The 18,266-nt window shown below is 60.7% G+C and carries 17 protein-coding genes and 2 tRNA genes; 5 read left to right on the top strand and 14 right to left on the bottom strand.

Going from position 1 to position 18,266, the window contains the following annotated elements; genetic code table 11:
• Positions 1–14: 14 nt before the first annotated feature.
• The gene (locus tag BHU62_RS06035) at positions 15–698 is read left to right on the top strand and encodes a YtjB family periplasmic protein (RefSeq protein ID WP_073529681.1); all 684 of its coding nucleotides are present in this window, start codon (positions 15–17) and stop codon (positions 696–698) included.
• A gap of 1 nt (position 699) precedes the next feature.
• Here BHU62_RS06035 and yjjJ read toward each other — a convergent pair whose 3' ends face one another.
• From yjjJ to BHU62_RS05965, 13 genes are all read right to left on the bottom strand, one after another.
• Positions 700–2,043 carry a type II toxin-antitoxin system HipA family toxin YjjJ gene (yjjJ, locus tag BHU62_RS06030; protein ID WP_073529680.1) on the bottom strand — a complete coding sequence of 448 codons (1,344 nt, stop codon included), beginning with the start codon at positions 2,041–2,043 and terminating at the stop codon, positions 700–702.
• 138 nt (positions 2,044–2,181) lie between these two features.
• Positions 2,182–2,913 carry a purine-nucleoside phosphorylase gene (gene deoD / locus BHU62_RS06025; protein WP_004933059.1) on the bottom strand — a complete coding sequence of 244 codons (732 nt, stop codon included), beginning with the start codon at positions 2,911–2,913 and terminating at the stop codon, positions 2,182–2,184.
• 166 nt (positions 2,914–3,079) lie between these two features.
• The gene (gene deoB, locus BHU62_RS06020; protein WP_073529679.1) at positions 3,080–4,303 is read right to left on the bottom strand and encodes a phosphopentomutase; all 1,224 of its coding nucleotides are present in this window, start codon (positions 4,301–4,303) and stop codon (positions 3,080–3,082) included.
• Positions 4,304–4,487: 184 nt separating this feature from the next.
• Complete coding sequence (deoA, locus tag BHU62_RS06015) at positions 4,488–5,810, bottom strand: thymidine phosphorylase (RefSeq protein WP_073529678.1); 1,323 nt, start codon at positions 5,808–5,810, stop codon at positions 4,488–4,490.
• A gap of 66 nt (positions 5,811–5,876) precedes the next feature.
• Positions 5,877–6,656, bottom strand: a complete 780-nt coding sequence (deoC, locus tag BHU62_RS06010; RefSeq protein WP_073529677.1) for a deoxyribose-phosphate aldolase — start codon at positions 6,654–6,656, stop codon at positions 5,877–5,879.
• A gap of 369 nt (positions 6,657–7,025) precedes the next feature.
• The gene (locus BHU62_RS06005; RefSeq protein ID WP_073529676.1) at positions 7,026–8,303 is read right to left on the bottom strand and encodes a NupC/NupG family nucleoside CNT transporter; all 1,278 of its coding nucleotides are present in this window, start codon (positions 8,301–8,303) and stop codon (positions 7,026–7,028) included.
• Between the two features lie 184 nt (positions 8,304–8,487).
• Positions 8,488–9,270, bottom strand: coding sequence for a TatD family hydrolase (locus tag BHU62_RS06000; RefSeq protein ID WP_073529675.1), 783 nt, complete (start codon positions 9,268–9,270; stop codon positions 8,488–8,490).
• On the bottom strand, positions 9,267–10,385 hold the full coding sequence (locus BHU62_RS05995) for a patatin family protein (RefSeq protein ID WP_073529674.1): 1,119 nt from the start codon (positions 10,383–10,385) through the stop codon (positions 9,267–9,269). Before BHU62_RS05995 ends, BHU62_RS06000 begins: the two co-directional genes overlap by 4 nt.
• Positions 10,386–10,647: 262 nt before the next feature.
• On the bottom strand, positions 10,648–10,809 hold the full coding sequence (locus tag BHU62_RS05985; RefSeq protein WP_073529673.1) for a DUF1328 domain-containing protein: 162 nt from the start codon (positions 10,807–10,809) through the stop codon (positions 10,648–10,650).
• A 155-nt stretch (positions 10,810–10,964) separates the two neighbouring features.
• Complete coding sequence (gene osmY / locus BHU62_RS05980; RefSeq protein WP_073529672.1) at positions 10,965–11,579, bottom strand: molecular chaperone OsmY; 615 nt, start codon at positions 11,577–11,579, stop codon at positions 10,965–10,967.
• A 509-nt stretch (positions 11,580–12,088) separates the two neighbouring features.
• Positions 12,089–13,678, bottom strand: a complete 1,590-nt coding sequence (prfC, locus tag BHU62_RS05975) for a peptide chain release factor 3 (protein ID WP_073529671.1) — start codon at positions 13,676–13,678, stop codon at positions 12,089–12,091.
• A gap of 151 nt (positions 13,679–13,829) precedes the next feature.
• A complete protein-coding gene (rimI, locus tag BHU62_RS05970) occupies positions 13,830–14,273 on the bottom strand; it encodes a ribosomal protein S18-alanine N-acetyltransferase (protein ID WP_073529670.1) in 444 nt (147 codons plus the stop codon).
• Entirely contained in the window at positions 14,218–14,655 is a 438-nt protein-coding gene (locus BHU62_RS05965) for a DNA polymerase III subunit psi (RefSeq protein ID WP_073529669.1), read from the bottom strand. The genes rimI and BHU62_RS05965 overlap by 56 nt, the downstream gene beginning before the upstream one ends.
• 146 nt (positions 14,656–14,801) lie before the next feature.
• Here BHU62_RS05965 and rsmC point away from each other — a divergent pair, with 146 nt between their 5' ends.
• A complete protein-coding gene (gene rsmC, locus BHU62_RS05960) occupies positions 14,802–15,842 on the top strand; it encodes a 16S rRNA (guanine(1207)-N(2))-methyltransferase RsmC (protein WP_073529668.1) in 1,041 nt (346 codons plus the stop codon).
• A 50-nt stretch (positions 15,843–15,892) separates the two neighbouring features.
• Here the strand turns inward: rsmC and BHU62_RS05955 are convergent, their stop codons facing one another.
• Positions 15,893–16,885 carry an aldo/keto reductase gene (locus tag BHU62_RS05955; protein ID WP_073529667.1) on the bottom strand — a complete coding sequence of 331 codons (993 nt, stop codon included), beginning with the start codon at positions 16,883–16,885 and terminating at the stop codon, positions 15,893–15,895.
• Between the two features lie 118 nt (positions 16,886–17,003).
• Here BHU62_RS05955 and BHU62_RS05950 point away from each other — a divergent pair, with 118 nt between their 5' ends.
• The 3 genes from BHU62_RS05950 (at position 17,004) to BHU62_RS05940 (ending at position 18,230) form a co-directional block, all read left to right on the top strand.
• On the top strand, positions 17,004–17,948 hold the full coding sequence (locus BHU62_RS05950; RefSeq protein WP_073529666.1) for a LysR family transcriptional regulator: 945 nt from the start codon (positions 17,004–17,006) through the stop codon (positions 17,946–17,948).
• A 72-nt stretch (positions 17,949–18,020) separates the two neighbouring features.
• Positions 18,021–18,107, top strand: a tRNA-Leu gene (locus tag BHU62_RS05945).
• Between the two features lie 36 nt (positions 18,108–18,143).
• A tRNA-Leu gene (locus BHU62_RS05940) sits at positions 18,144–18,230 on the top strand.
• Positions 18,231–18,266: the final 36 nt, after the last annotated feature.

Genomic DNA, 18,266 nt, shown 5'->3' with positions numbered 1-18,266 from the left:
CCCAAGGAACCTGCATGGCTCGCGCTAAACTGAAATTTCGCCTGCACCGCACCGCTATTATCCTGATTTGTCTGGCTTTACTGGTGTTGCTGATGCAGGGCGCCTCTTATTTTAGCCTGAGTCACCAAATGGCGCGATCCGAGCAGGTCGAAGAGCTGGCGCAGACGCTGACCAAACAGGTCGCCTACAGCCTGGCGCCGCTGCTGGACGACGACGGCAACAACCCGCGCATCGACGCCATCCTCAAGCAGCTTACCGATCACAGCCGCATTCTCGACGTCAGCGTTTATCAGTTGGATGGCACGCTGGTCTCCCACGCCGGGGAACAGATAAGTATACGCGATCGCCTGTCGCTCGACGGCAAACGCGCCGGCAGCTACTTCAACCACCAGTTAGTCGAGTCGATCCAGGGTAAAGACGGCCCGATCGGCTTTATCCGCATCACCCTTGACACCCACGTGCTGGCGACCGAATCCAAGCAGGTGGACAACACCACCAACCTGCTGCGCCTGATGATCCTGCTGGCGCTGGCGATCGGCATCATTCTGGCGCGAACCCTGCTGCAGCACCGCCGCAGCCGCTGGCAGCAGTCGCCGTACCTGCTGACCGCCAACACGCCGTTGGCAGAAGGCAATACGGTGGAAGACGACGAAGAGGATACGCCGGAGAAAAAGCAGGAAGCGCCGAAGAAGGGGTAACTCAGGCCAGGCGCTGAATGCGCTCGTGCAGCTTCTGCAGCTGCACCAACATTTGCTCGGCAATCGCCCGGAACGCCTCGCTGATGTCGTCATGTTGCGCCGTTCGCCGCCAGAACTCGAGAGCCAATAGCTCCGCTTGCCGCCAGACGGCGCCGCTCACCTCGTTGCTCAAACGGATCTCCACCGCGTCGCGGCGCAGATTACCGCTGCTTGCCGGGGCAAAAGCCATCGGCAACATATCATACAAAGGCGCCAACATGACCGGCCGCTGGGTTATTCGCAAGAACGACAGGTTGCCCTGGTGCATATCGCTGTTGGCGATCAACCGACCGAAGGCCCAATACAGGGCAATCCGTTGGTAGACTGAGTGATTGATCACCCCTTGCTGCAATAGCCGCTCGGCGGCCACAACCCAGTTGGCGTGGCCGCTGCCGCTGAACTCGGCATCCAGCGCCTCCAGCGACACCATCGCTACCCGCCCTTCTTCACCGATGCGATCAAAACGCTCGATCTCTAAAAAGCATTGCCGGTCGGCGCCGAACAGGATTTGCGCCGATGCGGCAGGCAATCCTGCAGCGGCGACCGTCTGCAACGCCAGCGACTCGGCGATCAGCAAATCGCTCCAGCGCTGTGCAATGACATGCGTCGGCGCCAGGCTGAACTTCACCAACACATGCGCACGGCGCCCAGGCGCCAGCTCAGCATAGGCGGCAAATTTGGGTTGCTCGCCACCGGCGGAAGAGCCCACCAGTTCCCCGGCCAGCGCCTGGACAGACAATGCGGCGTAACGCTCGGTTTTATCTTCCACCGTGATGGCGACGGCAGTATCCCGCATTAACCAACGCTGATAGCTGTCGGCACCAGGCAGTAGATCGCCGGTCATGTCTTCGCCATAACGGCAGAGCGCCAACAAGCGTTGGCCTTCATCCCATCGCCGCACATCCTCCGGCAAATTCAACTCGCGCGCCGCTGCTTTTCCCCAGGCTCGCCCAAGAAAGCCAATCGGCCGCAGGTCGTTCAAATACCATGGCATGCCGTCATAGAGCTGCCACTCTCCGCTGCGCTCATCGCACACCGCGCAGTTATCGGCAGGATACAGCGGGCAAAGCGTGGCAAACAGGTGCGCCTTACCCCGTTCATCAACCCGATACAGCGGAAACTGCCTCTCACCGCCGATCCCGCGCCGCAATACATAGCGCGTCGCTTTACCTTTACCGAGGATCAATACTGCGCCCGCCAGTTCGCGGATACGGCGCGATAGCGTCGGCTGGCTGATGCCTAACGCTGCTGTCAGTTGACGAGCCGTAGCCGGCCCATGACGCAAGACTTGTTCAACGGTGATCATCGGATGAATAGATTGGTGAATAGATTGATAGAGGAAGTAATAGCGTTAAACGGCAGAAAGGTAAAGCGTTAGCCAAAACTGGCCAAGCGGAATGAATAGATTGGATGGGCGGGCGCCATGATGACGCCCGCCGGGGTATTACGCTTTGTCGCCCAGCAGCACGGATTCCAGCGCGATAACGATCATTTCGTTAAAGGTGGTCTGGCGTTCCGCCGCGGTGGTCGCTTCGTGACGCAGGATGTGGTCGGACACGGTGCAGATGGTCAGCGCTTTACAGCCGAACTCTTCATACAGCTCCGCCGCCACGCCGTAGATGCCGGCCGCTTCCATTTCCACGCCCAGGATGCCGTACTTCTTCATCACCTGGAACATGTCCGGATCCGGGGTGTAGAACAGATCGGCGGAGAAGATGTTGCCCACACGCGCCGGGATGCCCTGCGCCGCCGCCGCGTCGACCGCGTTGCGCACCATATCGAAGTCGGCGATCGCCGCGTAGTCGTTGTCCTTGAAGCGCAGACGGTTCACCTTGGAGTCCGTGCACGCGCCCATGCCGATCACCACGTCACGCAGTTTGATATCGTCACGCACCGCGCCGCAGGAGCCAACGCGAATGATCTTCTTCACGCCGAATTCGGCGATCAGCTCGCGTGCGTAGATCGAGCAGGACGGGATGCCCATGCCGTGGCCCATTACGGAGATGCGGCGGCCTTTGTAGGTGCCGGTAAAGCCCAACATGCCGCGCACGTTGTTCACTTCCACCGCGCCTTCCAGGAAGGTTTCGGCGATGTATTTTGCACGCAGCGGGTCGCCCGGCATCAGTACTACGTCAGCGAAATCACCCATCTCAGCATTAATGTGCGGCGTAGCCATAATTTTCTTCCTTTAGAAATCTTATTTAATAAAAACGTCAAACATCTAAGCCTTGAATTTCGAGTTGCAGCTAGGCAGCTAGCGGGTGAATCCCCAGGAGCTTACTTGAGTAAGTGACTGGGGTTCACGCGTGAAGCTAACAACGCTGCGGCTTGAAAGACAGGGCTTAGAACATGCTCTTACCGTAATCCATCGGTGACACGCCAAAGTAATTGGCGACGGTCTGGCCGATGTCGGCGAAGGTCTCGCGGTGCCCCAACGAGCCCGGTTTCACTTTCGGGCCGTAAACCAGCACCGGGATGTGTTCACGGGTATGGTCAGTGCCCGGCCAGGTCGGATCGCAGCCGTGGTCGGCGGTGAAGATGATGATGTCTTCGTCTTTCACCAGCTTCAGCAACTCCGGCAGGCGACGGTCGAACAGCTCCAGCGCGGCGGCGTAGCCCGCCACGTCGCGACGGTGGCCGTAGGAGGAGTCGAAGTCCACGAAGTTGGTGAACACGATAGTATTGTCGCCGGCCTTTTCCATTTCAATCAGGGTCGCGTCGAACAGCGCGTCGATGCCGGTGGCCTTCACCTTCTTGGTGATGCCGACGTTGGCGTAGATGTCGGCGATTTTGCCGATCGACACCACTTCACCGCCCTTCTCGTCCACCAGCTTTTTCAGCACGGTCGGTGCCGGCGGCTCTACCGCCAGGTCGTGACGGTTGCCGGTGCGCTGGAAGTGGCCCGGCTTGTCGCCGACGAACGGACGCGCAATCACGCGGCCGATGTTGTACCCGCCTTCGGTCAGCTCTTCACGCGCGATTTCGCACAGCTCATACAGGCGATCCAGGCCGAAAGTCTCTTCATGGCAGGCGATCTGGAACACCGAGTCGGCGGAGGTGTAGAAAATCGGCTTGCCGGTTTTCATGTGCTCTTCACCCAGCTGATCGAGGATCACGGTGCCGGAAGAGTGGCAGTTACCCAGGTAACCCGGCAGCTTGGCGCGCTCCACCAGCTTGTCCAGCAGTGCCTGCGGGAAGCTGTTGTGCTCGTCAGTGAAGTAGCCCCAGTCGAACAGCACCGGCACGCCGGCAATTTCCCAGTGGCCCGACGGCGTGTCTTTACCGGAAGAGAGCTCGCTGGCGTAACCGTAAGCGCCGATGATGTCGGCGTTGCGATCCAGCCCCTGCGGGAAGTTGCCGGTGGACTCTTCCGCCGCTTTGCCCAGGCCCAGACGGCTCAGGTTAGGCAGCGTCAACGGGCCCTGACGGCCCACGTTGGCGTCACCGCGCGCGCAAACCTCGGCGATGTGGCCCAGAGTGTCGGAACCCTGGTCGCCAAAACGTTCGGCGTCTTCGCTGGCACCGATGCCGAAGGAGTCCAATACCATAATAAATGTGCGTTTCATCTGTGCTCTCCTGTATACCCGTCGTCTTTCAAGCCGCAGGGGTGTTGGTTGCCTTCACTCACCCCAGTCACTTGGTTTACCAAGCTCCTGGGGATTCTTCAGTTACCGCCTACCTGCATCTTGAAATCCATTGGGTATAGCGGCAGCGAGTTTGGCTACCGCTATAATGTTGTAAAGGTACTACTTATTCCGAAATTCGTTTGTAGACTACCGGCGTCGCCTCCGGCGCCTTGTCGCTCAGCGTCATCGCGCTGAGCACCGCATCGGCCGCCTGCTGCCAGCTCTCTTCATCGTTGGCGTGGATCATCGCCAGCGGCTGCTGGGTATCCACCTTATCGCCCAGGCGCGCCACCTCGGTCAGGCCAACGCTGTAGTCGATGGCGTCGCTCGCCCGACGGCGGCCGCCGCCCAGCGACACCACCGCCATGCCCAGCGCGCGGGTATCCATAGCGCTGATGATGCCTGGCTTTTCAGCATACACCGGCTTGCTCAGCGTCGCCGCCGGCAGATAGCTATCGTAGCGTTCGACGAAGTCTATCGGCCCCTGCTGCGCCGCCACCATGCGGCCAAACACTTCCGCCGCCTTGCCGTTGTCCAGCACCGCCTGCAGTTTGGCGCGCGCTTCAGCCTCGTCTTGCGCCAGGCCGCCGGACAGCAGCATCTCCACGCACAGCGCCAACGTCACTTCCAGCAGGCGCGGATTACGGTATTCGCCGGTCAGGAAGCGCACCGCTTCGCGCACTTCCACCGCATTACCGGCGCTGGAAGCCAGCACCTGGTTCATGTCGGTCAGCAGCGCGGTGGTCTTGCAGCCCGCGCCGTTGGCCACGCCGACGATCGCCTGCGCCAAATCTTGCGACAGGGCATAGGTCGGCATAAAGGCGCCGGAACCGGCCTTCACGTCCATCACCAGCGCATCCAGCCCTTCCGCCAGCTTCTTCGCCAGAATGGAGGCGGTGATCAGCGGAATGGAGTCCACGGTAGCGGTGATGTCACGGGTGGCGTAAAAACGTTTGTCCGCCGGCGCCAGCGAGCTGGTCTGGCCGATGATCGCCACGCCGACGTCCTGAATGATTTTGCGGAAAGCGTTATCGTCCGGGAAAATATTGAAGCCCGGAATGGCTTCCAGTTTGTCCAGCGTGCCGCCGGTATGCCCCAGGCCGCGGCCGGAGATCATCGGCACATAGCCGCCGCAGGCCGCCACCATCGGGCCGAGCATCAGCGACGTGACGTCGCCCACGCCGCCGGTCGAATGCTTGTCGACGATCGGGCCGTTCAGCGCCAGACTCTTCCAGTCCAGCACGGTGCCGGAATCGCGCATTGCCATGGTGAGCGCCACGCGCTCCGGCATGCTCATGTCATGGAAATAAATGGTCATCGCCAACGCGGCGATCTGCCCTTCCGACACCACGTTGTCGCGAATACCGTTGATGAAAAAGCGGATTTCCGCTTCGCTTAACGGCTGGCCGTCGCGTTTTTTACGAATAATTTCTTGAGCCAGGAACAAGGCATCCCCCTGTGTCGCCGAGAGTCGGTGCAGACGGGCGCGCCTGGCGCCCGCCAACGAAATCGATCAGTAGCCGCCGCCGGCGGCCTGGGTCTGGTGGCCCAGCGTGGTCAGCAAACTGGCCAGCAGACTGGAAGCGCCAAAGCGGAAATGCCGCGCATCGGCCCAGCCCTCGCCCAGAATACGATCGGCAAGTTGCAGATAATGCAGCGCGTCTTCCGCAGTACGCACGCCGCCGGCCGGCTTGAAGCCCACCGTCTTCGCCACGCCCATATCGCGGATCGCTGACATCATCAGCTCGGCGCTTTCCAGCGTGGCGTTGACCGGCACCTTGCCGGTGGAGGTCTTGATAAAGTCCGCCCCGGCCTTGATGGCGACCTCGGACGCCTTGCGGATCAGATCGGCCCGCTTCAGCTCACCGGTTTCGATGATCACTTTCAGCAGCACGTTGGCCGCCTGGCAAGCCTGCTTGCACTGTTTCACCAGCTCGAAACCGACCTGCTCATTACCGGCGATCAGCGCGCGGTAAGGGAACACCACGTCCACCTCGTCCGCACCATAAGCGATGGCCGCGCGGGTTTCCGCCAACGCGATGTCGATATCGTCGTTGCCATGCGGGAAGTTGGTCACGGTGGCGATACGGATGTCCGGCGTGCCTTGCTCGCGCAGCGCCTTACGCGCCACCGGGATAAAACGCGGGTAGATGCAGATGGCCGCCGTGTGGCCGGCCGGGCTGTTGGCCTGACGACAGAGCGCGATCACTTTCTCGTCGGTGTCGTCATCATTCAGCGTGGTTAAATCCATCAAGTTCAGCGCACGTTGCGCTGCTGCGGTTAATTCGGTCATAAAACTCTCCAACTGAGCACCTGAGTGTTGGCGAGCGGACTTGGTTCCATGAAGATAGCGCTGGGGAACGGCGTTCCCACGGCGGCAACTGAGATCCTTCTCACCGCACATGGCCACCGCCTTGCGGCCGGCCAGTAATAGCTATTTGAACACGAAAGCCAGGGGCAATTCGCGTTCATCGTCACACTATATGAAATAACACTGTAACAGACCGGAATTATATGTGAAGAGCATCACAAAATAACGCGATATCGTTCACAAATTCGCTAAAGAAGCGGCTGAAGATCGCGGGTGCGGCAAGCACCCGCGTTGCTTAGAGTATAGGCAGAGTCCCGCGATCGATCGCGCCGTCGCGGGCTCAGTGATGACTTACAGCGCCAGGAAGAAGCCGGCGATGGTAGCGCTCATCAGGTTGGAGAGCGTGCCCGCCGCCACGGCCTTCAGGCCGAAGCGCGCGATGTCATGGCGACGGTTGGGCGCCATGCTGCCCAGACCGCCCAGCAGGATCGCCACCGAAGAGAGGTTGGCGAAGCCGCACAGCGCGAAGGAAATGATCGCCTTGGTGTGGGTCGACAGCACCTGCAGGCCTTCCGCCGCCACCACGTCGTCCGGGCGCAGATAAGCACCGAAGTTCATGTAGGCGACAAATTCGTTAACGATGATCTTCTGGCCGATAAACGAACCGGCGGTCATCGCCTCGCTCCACGGTACGCCGATCAGGAAGGCAATCGGTGAGAACACCCAGCCGAGGATCAGTTCGAGCGACAGCTGCGGATAGTCGAACCAGCCGCCGATGCCACCAAGAATGCCGTTGAGCAAGGCGATCAGGGCGATAAACGCCAGCAACATTGCGCCGACGTTCAGCGCCAGCTGCATGCCGGAGGCCGCACCGGAAGCCGCCGCGTCGATCACGTTGGCCGGACGGTCATCTTCGGCGATCAGCTTCATCGCGTCGTCTTTATCGTGGGTCTTCTCGGTTTCCGGCACCATCAGCTTGGCGAACAGCAGCCCGCCCGGCGCGGCCATAAAGGACGCGGCAATCAGGTACTCCAGCGGCACGCCCATCTGCGCGTATCCCGCCAGCACCGAACCGGCCACCGAAGCCAGGCCGCCGCACATCACGGTGAACAGTTCGGACTGGCTCATGGTGGCGATGTACGGACGCACCACCAGCGGCGCTTCGGTCTGGCCGACGAAAATGTTGGCAGTCGCCGACAGCGACTCGGTGCGCGAGGTGCCCAGCAGCTTGTGCAAGCCGCCGCCCAACACGCGGATCACCAACTGCATGATGCCGAGGTAGTACAGCACCGCGATCAGCGAGGAGAAGAACACGATCACCGGCAAGACGCGCAGCGCGAACACGAAGCCGCCGCCGCCGAACACCTCGAACATCTTGTCGGAAACCAGCCCGCCGAAGATAAACGAAATGCCCTGGTTGCCGTAGGCGATAACGTTAGCCACGCCGTTGGACATGCCGCCGAGGATGCTGCGGCCCAGCGGCACATACAGCACCAGCGCGCCAATGCCGACCTGAAGAATGAACGCCCACACGACGGTGCGCAGTTTGATGGCCCGGCGGTTGCTGGAGAGCAGCACCGCGATGGCGATCAGCACCGCCATGCCGACCAGACTCATGATGAGTTGCATGCAAAGTTTCCCTGTTGCAAAAAATAAAAATACATCCCTGCTCATGAAGAGAGGTCTGCTATTGGAGAGTTTCGGGGGGATTATACTGAGCGAGGTCACCCTCGCACCGTTTTATGTCACAAATGTATACAACGAGACGCAAATGAAAACCTTATAACGTGATGCAAATCACGTTATGACCGCGTCAATTCGGCAGAGCGAACAGCGCCTGGGTATTGCGTTGCAAATGAGCGGCGATCTCGTCGGCCGGTTCCGGCCGCAGTTCACACAGCGTCTGAAACACCTCGGCGGCGCGTTCGGGGCGATTCGGCTGCCCCTGATAGCCGGCCAGCGGCATATCCGGCGCATCGGTCTCCAGCAGCAGCGCCTCGAGCGGCAGCTGCGCCATCACGCCGCGCGTTTTCTGCGCCCGTTCGTAGGTGATGGTGCCGCCCACGCCGAGGTAATAACCGAGGCGGATAAACGCCTGCGCCTGCGACAGGCTGCCGGCAAAGCCGTGCACCACGCCGCGGCGCGGCAGCTGCATGCGCCGCAACGCCGCGGCCAGCTGATCGTGAGAACGGCGCGAATGCAGGATCACCGGCAGGTCATGCTGTTTCGCCAGCCGCAGCTGGGCGAGCAGCACGCTTTGCTGCCGCTCGTACTGCGGGTTGTCCATATACAGATCGAGGCCGATCTCCCCCACCGCCACCAGTTTGCGCGGCCGTTCGGCCAGCAGCGCCGCCAGCCGCTCCAGCTGCGGCTCATGATGCTGCGCGATATACAACGGGTGCAGCCCCAGCGCGGCGAACAGCGGCGCGTGCTCGTGCGCCAATTGCAGCACCCGTTCGAAGCGATCGGCGGTGACCGTCGGCACGATGATGCGCTGCACGCCGGCGCTTGCCGCCCGCGTCAGGCTCTCGGCCTCATGCCCGGTGAAGGGCGGAAAATCAAAATGGCAGTGGGTATCAGTAAAAGCGTAGCTCACAGCGCGCCCCCCTCACCCGGTGGCAGATCGCCCGGCAAGATAAGTTTCGGCACCGCTGCGGCAGCCTCCGGCTGCGCCCCCAGCTCGTGCGGCATGGCGAGGTCGGTGATAATCGGCGAAGGCATTCTGACGTTTTCCGGCTGGATCAAACGGCGCGACAACGCTTTTTGCACCTTCATGCCGTCCGGCTCCCGCTGCGCCATCCAGTGGCCGACGGTGGCCAGGAAGTAGCGGCCGCAACGGCGCCCGAGGTGATAATCCTGATTAAGTGAGCCCAATCGGCTGCCCAGCGCATTGCTGGCCAGCGGCTTCGGCGGGAAGATCTCGAAGATGCGCAGCTTGCCCGGCGGCTTTTCGATAAAACGCTGGATGCGGTGATAGCTCTTCTCGTGGTGCTGCAGGATGCGCACCATCTGCTGCAGGCTGCTCTCGCTCAGCCAATGCTCCATGCGCTTCATCCACTGTGGGGTGTAATACATCTGCGAAGGCACGGTGCGGATCACCACGATGGTGTCGGCGCCGCGGCGATAAGCCTCCTCCACCGGGATCGCATCGCTGATACCGCCGTCCTGATAGCTGACGCCGTCCAGTTCCACGCCCTGACGATAGAAACCGGGAATGGCGCTGGAGGCCTTGAGGGCCGGCAGCCAACGCTCACGCTGCGCCGGCAGGTAGGTCGGTTCGAAGTCGTCGCTGCGGCAGGCGCACAGCAGAAATTCGCGCCCGTCGGTAAAGTGCCGCTCCGCCACGTCTATCGCCAGCGGCATCTGCTGTGCCGCGGTATCAACCAACCAATCGAGGTCGATCAGATGCCCGCCGCGCACGAAGCGCAGCGGATTGAAGAACTGGGCCGAAGTGGTGTAACGGGTGATCACCCGGCGCGCGTAGCCCATCTGCCCGCAGATGTAGGCCGACAGATTCTGCGCACCGGCCGACGTGCCGATCAGCAAATCGAAGGGATTGAAGCCCGCACGCTGAAACTCGTCCAGCACGCCGGCGGTGAAAATACCGCGCTGCCCACCGCCTTCGCAGACCAGCGCGATTCTTCCAGGCCGAAATGGTTTAGACGCCAGCGGTTCTATATTGCCGAGCGTGATGGGTATTCTGTATCCCAACTTGGCATCCTCAGTGAGACGTTTTCTCCGAGGATAGCGCGTCTCGCTCTCTTCCGTAATCCTCTCGCCGTATGCCGACGAGGAAATGACCGCCTCCGCGAGGCCGGGCGCAGCCGCTGCCGGCTGCGCGGCCCGCGCTTGCCCTGCCCGGCCGGTCTGCGGTTTCCCGCGCCCGACGAGGGTGCCGCGGTTTATGGCAGGCGCTCCCCGGCGTGAAAAAAAGCATTAAGCTTTGTTACATTTTTCGGGAAAATGCCGAGGGCTAAGGACGCTGGCGGCCGGTGAACAGGCTGACCAGAAACAGAATGATGCCCACGACGAACACCACTTTGGCGGCCCAGGCGGCGGTGCCCGCCAGCGAACCGAACCCCAACGCCGCGGCGATAAGCGCGATGATTAAAAAGATAATGCCCCAACGAAACATAAGCTTCTCCTTACCATGAGTGAAAAAATTCGGCGCTGCCGGCCGCCCCGATAGCGCGGCGCCGACGGCGAATCAGTTTCTTTTTCTGGTGGTGCATGCCGGACCGCCTGCACGGCCCGGCGGTTGCCGCTTGTTGTTGCGGGCGCCTGGCGGGATTACTGCTTGACCACCAGATCGTTTTTCACGCTTTTCACACCGTCGATGGACTTGGCGATGCTTTCCGCACGCTCAGACTGCGCCTGCGTTTTCACTGCGCCGGAAAGCTGCACCACGCCGTCGGTGGTTTCCACTGTCACATTGCGCGACGGCACGATGTCATCGGCCAACAGTTTGGCTTTCAGCTCGCCGGTGGTGGCGGTGTCGCCGGCATACGATTTGATCGACGGTGCAGCGTCATCTCTCACATGCAGCTTGTCGCTGACGGTTTTCACGCCTTCCACCTTACCGGCGATCGCGACCGTATGCTCCGCCTGCGCCTGGCTGCCGACGAATCCGCTCAGGGTCACCACGCCTTTTTCCGTGTTCACCGAGATATCAGAGCTTTTGATGGTTTTATCTTCCACCAACACACTTTTAACTTTAGCCGTTGTCGCACTGTCATCCATGTACGCGTCAACTTTTTTCATGGAGCTATCGATTTTGGCGCCGGCACTGTCTGCAGCGTCAGACGCCTTGTTGAGCAGACTGTCTTCGGCCAGCGCACTGCCGCTTACCAAGACAGAACCCAAAACGACAGCCATCAGCGAGCGTGCAAATTTGGTCTTTTTCATCGATCTCTTCCTTTTGTTGGGGGCTCGCAGCACCAGAGCCCTTCAGCCGCCGTCACGCGGCCCAGTCGGTAAATACTTCATCATCGCTATACGATTAAGCGTTCACGACAAGAGTGTTGCAACGGCCATGCCAAATTATTAAAACCATTAAAAATCAAAAGCAAAAAAACCATAATCTGACTTTTTGGCCATAGAACCGTCGCTTATTGGCGACACTCTAAGCGACACAACACCGAAAAATAGCTATGTCATTGATATTAAAAAATATGACCTGTCGCCTATCGGCAACACGCCAGAATATCTCACTAAACAAAAAGTATATTGCAGTGATTTACTCTCAAATAGTGTGCGGACATCTTGTTAAAGATAGACCATCAGGCAGAAAGTGCAGATCAACGGACACCGCCTGGCAGTGACCATTCGCAGAATAAGAGATGAGAAAGGTTTATTAATTAGCGGAATTAGGATGCTGTAAGCGTGCAGGGCGCGCCGGGCGCCCTGCAGATCTGTCAGTGTTCGCGTGTCTTGCGGAAGGTCACGTCAGGATAGCGTTCCTGCGTCAGGTTAAGGTTCACCATGGTCGGCGCGATGTAAGACAGGTTGTCCCCACCGTCCAGCGCCAGGTTCATCTCGTTCTTGCGCTTGAACTCTTCGAATTTCTTCACGTCGCCGCACTCGACCCAACGCGCGGTCGACACGTTGACCGACTCGTACAGCGCTTCCACGTTGTACTCGCTCTTCAGACGCGCCACCACCACGTCGAACTGCAGCACGCCGACTGCACCGACGATCAGATCGTTGTTGGCGATCGGGCGGAACACCTGCACCGCACCCTCTTCGGACAGCTGCACCAGCCCCTTCAGCAGCTGTTTCTGCTTCAGCGGATCGCGCAGGCGAATGCGGCGGAACAGTTCAGGCGCAAAGTTCGGAATACCGGTGAACTTCATGTCTTCACCCTGGGTGAAGGTATCGCCGATCTGAATGGTGCCGTGGTTGTGCAGGCCGATGATGTCGCCCGGGTAGGCTTCTTCCACGTGCGAACGGTCGCCGGCCATAAAGGTCAGCGCGTCGGAGATCACCACGTCTTTGCCGGTGCGCACCTGGCGCAGCTTCATGCCCTTCTCGTAGCGGCCGGAGACCACGCGCATAAAGGCCACGCGGTCGCGGTGTTTCGGATCCATGTTGGCCTGGATCTTGAACACGAAGCCGGTGAATTTCTCTTCCGCCGCCGTCACTTCGCGGGTGTCGGTTTTGCGCGGCATCGGCGCCGGCGCCCAGGCCACCAGCCCATCCAGCATGTGATCCACGCCGAAGTTGCCGAGGGCGGTACCGAAGAACACCGGGGTCAGCTCGCCGCTCAGGAAAGCCTCCTGATCGAATTCGTGGGAAGCGCCCTGCACCAGCTCCAGCTCATCGCGCAGCTGCGCCGCCAGATCTTCGCCCACCGCCGCATCCAGTTCCGGGTTGTTCAGGCCTTTGACGATGCGCACTTCCTGAATGGTGTGGCCTTTACCGGTCTGGTACAGGTAGGTTTCATCCTTGTACAGGTGGTAAACGCCCTTGAACAGCTTGCCGCAGCCGATCGGCCAGGTGATAGGCGAGCAGGCGATCTTCAGTTCGCGCTCGACTTCATCCATCACTTCCATCGGATCGCGGATGTCGCGGTCCAGTTTGTTCATGAAGGTCAGGATCGGCGTGTCGCGCAGACGGGTGACTTCCATCAGCTTGCGGGTACGATCCTCAACGCCCTTGGCGGCGTCGATCACCATCAGACAGCAGTCGACGGCGGTCAGGGTACGGTAAGTATCTTCGGAGAAGTCTTCGTGCCCCGGGGTATCCAGCAGGTTAACCAGGCTGTCGCGGTACGGGAACTGCATTACGGAGGTGGTGATCGAGATCCCACGCTGCTTTTCCATTTCCATCCAGTCGGATTTGGCGTGTTGGCTGGAGCCACGGCCTTTTACCGTACCGGCGGTCTGGATCGCCTGTCCGAACAGCAGCACTTTTTCGGTAATGGTGGTTTTACCGGCATCGGGGTGCGAGATGATGGCGAAAGTTCTTCTTTTGGAGACTTCGCGGGCAAATTCACTAGGAGACATGGTTTTCAGGTTCTACGGTTAGTCCGCCCTGCGACATCATCAGAACGCGCCGATCGCGGCGCCGGGCAAAGCGGTGAATAAAAGATAACAGCCGGGCATTTTCGCCGATTTGCCAACCGGTGACAATCAATGCTTTTACCGGCCGGGCGGATTACGCCAGCGGCAGCGCCATCACGATCGCGTCTTCGCGGCCTTGGGCGCTCGGGTAATAATTGCGGCGTACGGTGACTTCGTTGAAGCCGAGATCTTCATACAGTGCGATCGCCGCCTGGTTGGAAGCACGGACCTCCAGCCACAGCGTAACCACGCCGCGGCTCTCCAACTGTTCGATCAACGCGTTGAGCAGCGTGCGGCCAAAGCCCCGGCGCTGCCACTGCGGATGAATGGCGAGGTTGAACAGCGTGGCTTCGTCCAACACGATCTGCGTGATGGCGAAACCTGCCATCTCCCCTTCTGCGCTCAGCTTCAGGTTAAGGTAGCGATCGCCCTGATTGCCGGCGAAGGTAGTTTCCGTCCAGGGAAAGGCGTGGCTGGCCTGCTCAATCTTGAAGGCCGTGGCCAGATCGGCCGCCGTCAGGGTAGAAATCGTGTTCATGATGACAAATCTGCTGCCAGAGGGCGCGTTTGGCGCCCGCGTCTTGGGAAAGCTCGGCCAGCGCCGGGCTGTGTAGCTGCGCGCCGGCGACCGCGAGCGGTTCCGCCACGCCCAGCCGCCAACTGTTGCATGTGGTCTCTTCAGGCAGCATCGCCACCTGTTCCGGCGTCAGGCCGCAGGTTTGCGCAGGTGTCAGCCCCAGGCTGCGCAGCACGTCGCAAAACAGCGGATCGTCGGGTGCAGGCAGCGTCTGCGCCACCACCAGCAGGCGCGCCTCGGGCGGCAAGCTGACCGCCACTTCGCCCTGCAACACGCCCGGGCGGCGCAATGTCCACTGCGTAATACCCAGTTGTTGTAACAGCCAGTCGCGTTTTGATGCCATGCCGATTCCTACCCGTTGTGGTGCGCCATGCCTGCCATGCGCCGCGCTATGCTAACAAACCCGCGCAGCCCGCGCCAACAAACCCGTCGAACATATCGCCACAAAGCTCTATAATCCCCGGTCTCATTTCCAGGAGCCAATATCTGATGTCTGCATTAACCCCCGCCAGTGAAGTCATGCTGCGCCACAGTGATGAATTTATCGAACGCCGCGTGCTGTTTGCCGGCGACCTGCAGGACAGCCTGCCGGCCCAATTCGAGGCCGCGGACGTGCGCGTCCACACCCAGCAATACCATCACTGGCAGTTACTGAACCGGACGATGGGCGACAACGTGCAGTTCGGTTTGACCGTCGATCCCGCCTTTGTCGCCGCATGCGACACGCTGGTTTACTACTGGCCGAAGAGCAAGCAGGAAGCGCAATTCCAGCTGTGCAACATCCTGGCGCTGTTGCCGGTGGGCGCGGACGTGTTCGTGGTCGGTGAAAACCGCAGCGGCGTGCGCAGCGCCGAGCAAACGCTGGAAGGTCACGCCACGTTGGTTAAAATCGACAGCGCGCGCCGCTGCGGCCTGTATCACGGCCGCCTGGATGCGCAGACCGAGTTCGACCTGAACGACTGGTGGGAAAGCTACCAGCTGCACGATCTGGAAGTGAAAACGCTGCCGGGCGTGTTCAGCCGCGACGGCCTGGACGTCGGCAGCTCGCTGCTGCTGTCGACGCTGGAAAAACACATGAAAGGCAAGGTGCTGGACATCGGTTGCGGTGCCGGCGTGATGGCCTCGGTGATGGCCAAGCTGTCGCCGAAGGTCAAGCTGACCCTCAGCGACGTCAACGCCGCCGCGGTGGAATCCAGCCGTGCGACGCTGGCCGCCAACGGCATCGAAGGCGACGTGATCGTCAGCAACGTTTACTCCGACATCACCGGCCGTTTCGACATGATCATCTCCAACCCGCCGTTCCACGACGGGCTGCAGACCAGCCTGACCGCCGCCGAAACCCTGATCCGCGGCGCGGTGAAACACCTGCCGATCGGCGGCCAGCTGCGCATCGTCGCCAACGCCTTCCTGCCGTACCCGGACATTCTGGACGCCACCTTCGGCAGCCACGAAGTGCTGGCGCAGAACGGCCGCTTCAAGGTGTATCAAGCCACCGTCGGCCGCCCGCCGCGCGCGCCGAAGAAGAAATAATTCGCCGTTGGCGGAAAGCGACAGAGCGCGGCCTGAGGCCGCGCTTTTTTTTAGCCGTTGATATAGGTCATCGACTCCGCGCCGTAGCGATCGCCGGCTGCCACACTCAGCGGGAACACCGCTTCGATTGCCGCCAGTTCGGCCGCGCTCAGCGTTATCTCCGCCGCCGCGACGTTCTCTTCCAGATAGCGACGGCGTTTGGTACCGGGGATCGGCACGATGTGCTCGCCCTGCGCCAATACCCAGGCCAGCGCCAGCTGTGAAGGCTGGACGCCCTTCTGCGCCGCCAGCTCACCCACTTTCTCCACCAGCGCCAGGTTGCGGGCGAAGTTTTCCCCCTGGAAGCGCGGGTTGCCGCGGCGGAAGTCGTCCTCGGCCAGATCCTCCGGCCGCCGGATAGCGCCGGTGAGGAAACCGCGCCCTAACGGGCTGTAAGGCACAAAGCCGATGCCCAGACGCTCACAGGCCGCCAGCACGCCCTGTTCGGCATCGCGCGTCCACAGCGAATACTCGGTCTGCAGCGCCGTGATCGGATGCACCTTGTGCGCCCGCTCCAGCGTGACGACCGACGCCTCGCTCAGGCCGATATGGCGGATCTTGCCTTCGCGGATCAGATCCGCCATCTTGCCCACGACGTCTTCGATCGGCACCTGCGGATCGACCCGGTGCTGATAATAGAGATCGATCTCCTCCACGCCCAAGCGCCGCAGGCTGCCTTCCACGGATCGCCGGATATACTCGGGCCGGCTGCTGACGCCGCGCGCCGAAGGATCCGCCGGATCGCGCAGGATGCCGAACTTGGTGGCCAGGAACACCTGTTGCCGTTTGCCCTTGATCGCTTCCCCCACCAGCTCTTCATTGGTGTGCGGGCCATACATGTCGGCGGTGTCGAGCAGCGTGACGCCCAGCTCCAGCGCCCGGTGCAGCGTGGCGATGGCCTCCTGCCGATCGGCGCCGGTGGAGTAGAAATCGCTCATGCCCATGCATCCCAGCCCCAGGGCGGAGACGACGGGGCCGTGGGAACCCAGTTTACGTTGTTGCATTGTGCTGCCCTCATGCGATGAACGGATAACGCAGCAAAGTCTGGTTGTTTACGCTACAAAGATAAATAATGCAGATTGCACATCACTGTTCAAAAATCACCAACAATATGGAGTGAACATGGATCAGGTTCAGGCCATGCGCATTTTTACCCGCATCGTTGAGCTGGGCAGCTTCAGCCGGGCGGCCGAACGCCTGCAGCTACCGCGCGCCACGGTCAGCAACGCGCTGAAACGGCTGGAGCAGCGGTTGGGCGTGCGCCTGCTGATCCGCACCACCCGCCAGGTGCAGGTAACCAGCGAAGGCAGCCTCTATTACCAGCGCTGCGTACAGTTGCTGGGGGCGCTTGAGGAAGCGGACACGCTGTTCAGCCACCATAAGCTGCAACCGTCCGGCAAGGTGCGCATCGATATGCCCCATTCGCTGGCGCGCGAGATCGTCATTCCTGCGCTGGACGACTTTTACCGGCGCTATCCCGACATCACGCTGGCGCTGGGTGCCAATGACACCCACGTCGATCTGTTGCGCGAAGGCGTGGACTGTGTGCTGCGCGCCTGGGAAACCGAAGACGACAGCCTGGTGGCGCGGCGCATCGCCCAACTGCCGCAGGTCACCTGCGCTTCCCCCGCTTACCTGCAGGCCTACGGCACGCCACTCGACATCGATCGGCTGGGGGCGCACCACGCGGTGGGCTATTTTTCCCTGGCCAGCAACCGCGACTATCCGCTGGAATTCTGCCGCAGCGGCAAGCTGGAACTGCGCGAACTCCCCGCCCGGCTGAGCGTCAGCGGCGCCGACGCCTACATCGCCGGCGCACGTGCCGGCATGGGATTAATTCAGGCGGCGCGCTATTCACTTGCCCCTTGGCTGGAACAGGGCGAATTGGTCGACGTGTTGGCGGAAACGCCGCCTCCGCCGATGCCGATTTACATCATGTATCCACCCGGTCGCTTCCTGGCGCCCAGGGTCAGAGTGTTGATTGATTGGCTGATTTGGCTGTTTGACCAGCAGAAAAGCGGCGATATGGCTGTTTTTCCAGCAAACGCCCGCAAAGCGGGGAAATAACTGTTGACGTGCCCGCCAAAATCACTAGAATTCGCCTCCGTGGTAACGTTACTCCGGTAATGTTTCTGGTACGCGAAGGTGGCGGAATTGGTAGACGCGCTAGCTTCAGGTGTTAGTGTCCTTACGGACGTGAGGGTTCAAGTCCCTCTCTTCGCACCAAATAACCACATGATTTATATTGCACTCAGCATCGATGCGAAGGTGGCGGAATTGGTAGACGCGCTAGCTTCAGGTGTTAGTGTTCTTACGGACGTGAGGGTTCAAGTCCCTCTCTTCGCACCAAGCTGGCGACGTAATATAAATCAAAGCAACAACATC

The sequence above is a fragment of the Serratia marcescens genome (assembly GCF_001902635.1).
Classification (GTDB): Bacteria; Pseudomonadota; Gammaproteobacteria; order Enterobacterales; family Enterobacteriaceae; genus Serratia; species Serratia marcescens_F.
This window is presented reverse-complemented; position numbering and strand designations above follow the sequence as displayed.

Bases quoted from the DNA above. Each gene is read 5' to 3' on its own strand.
- BHU62_RS06035 (WP_073529681.1), top strand. From the start codon at position 15: ATGGCTCGCGCTAAACTGAAATTTCGCCTGCACCGCACCGCTATTATC.
- yjjJ (WP_073529680.1), bottom strand. From the start codon at position 2,043: ATGATCACCGTTGAACAAGTCTTGCGTCATGGGCCGGCTACGGCTCGT.
- deoD (WP_004933059.1), bottom strand. From the start codon at position 2,913: ATGGCTACGCCGCACATTAATGCTGAGATGGGTGATTTCGCTGACGTA.
- deoB (WP_073529679.1), bottom strand. From the start codon at position 4,303: ATGAAACGCACATTTATTATGGTATTGGACTCCTTCGGCATCGGTGCC.
- deoC (WP_073529677.1), bottom strand. From the start codon at position 6,656: ATGACCGAATTAACCGCAGCAGCGCAACGTGCGCTGAACTTGATGGAT.
- BHU62_RS06005 (WP_073529676.1), bottom strand. From the start codon at position 8,303: ATGCAACTCATCATGAGTCTGGTCGGCATGGCGGTGCTGATCGCCATC.
- BHU62_RS05985 (WP_073529673.1), bottom strand. From the start codon at position 10,809: ATGTTTCGTTGGGGCATTATCTTTTTAATCATCGCGCTTATCGCCGCG.
- osmY (WP_073529672.1), bottom strand. From the start codon at position 11,579: ATGAAAAAGACCAAATTTGCACGCTCGCTGATGGCTGTCGTTTTGGGT.
- prfC (WP_073529671.1), bottom strand. From the start codon at position 13,678: ATGTCTCCTAGTGAATTTGCCCGCGAAGTCTCCAAAAGAAGAACTTTC.
- rimI (WP_073529670.1), bottom strand. From the start codon at position 14,273: ATGAACACGATTTCTACCCTGACGGCGGCCGATCTGGCCACGGCCTTC.
- BHU62_RS05965 (WP_073529669.1), bottom strand. From the start codon at position 14,655: ATGGCATCAAAACGCGACTGGCTGTTACAACAACTGGGTATTACGCAG.
- rsmC (WP_073529668.1), top strand. From the start codon at position 14,802: ATGTCTGCATTAACCCCCGCCAGTGAAGTCATGCTGCGCCACAGTGAT.
- BHU62_RS05955 (WP_073529667.1), bottom strand. From the start codon at position 16,885: ATGCAACAACGTAAACTGGGTTCCCACGGCCCCGTCGTCTCCGCCCTG.
- BHU62_RS05950 (WP_073529666.1), top strand. From the start codon at position 17,004: ATGGATCAGGTTCAGGCCATGCGCATTTTTACCCGCATCGTTGAGCTG.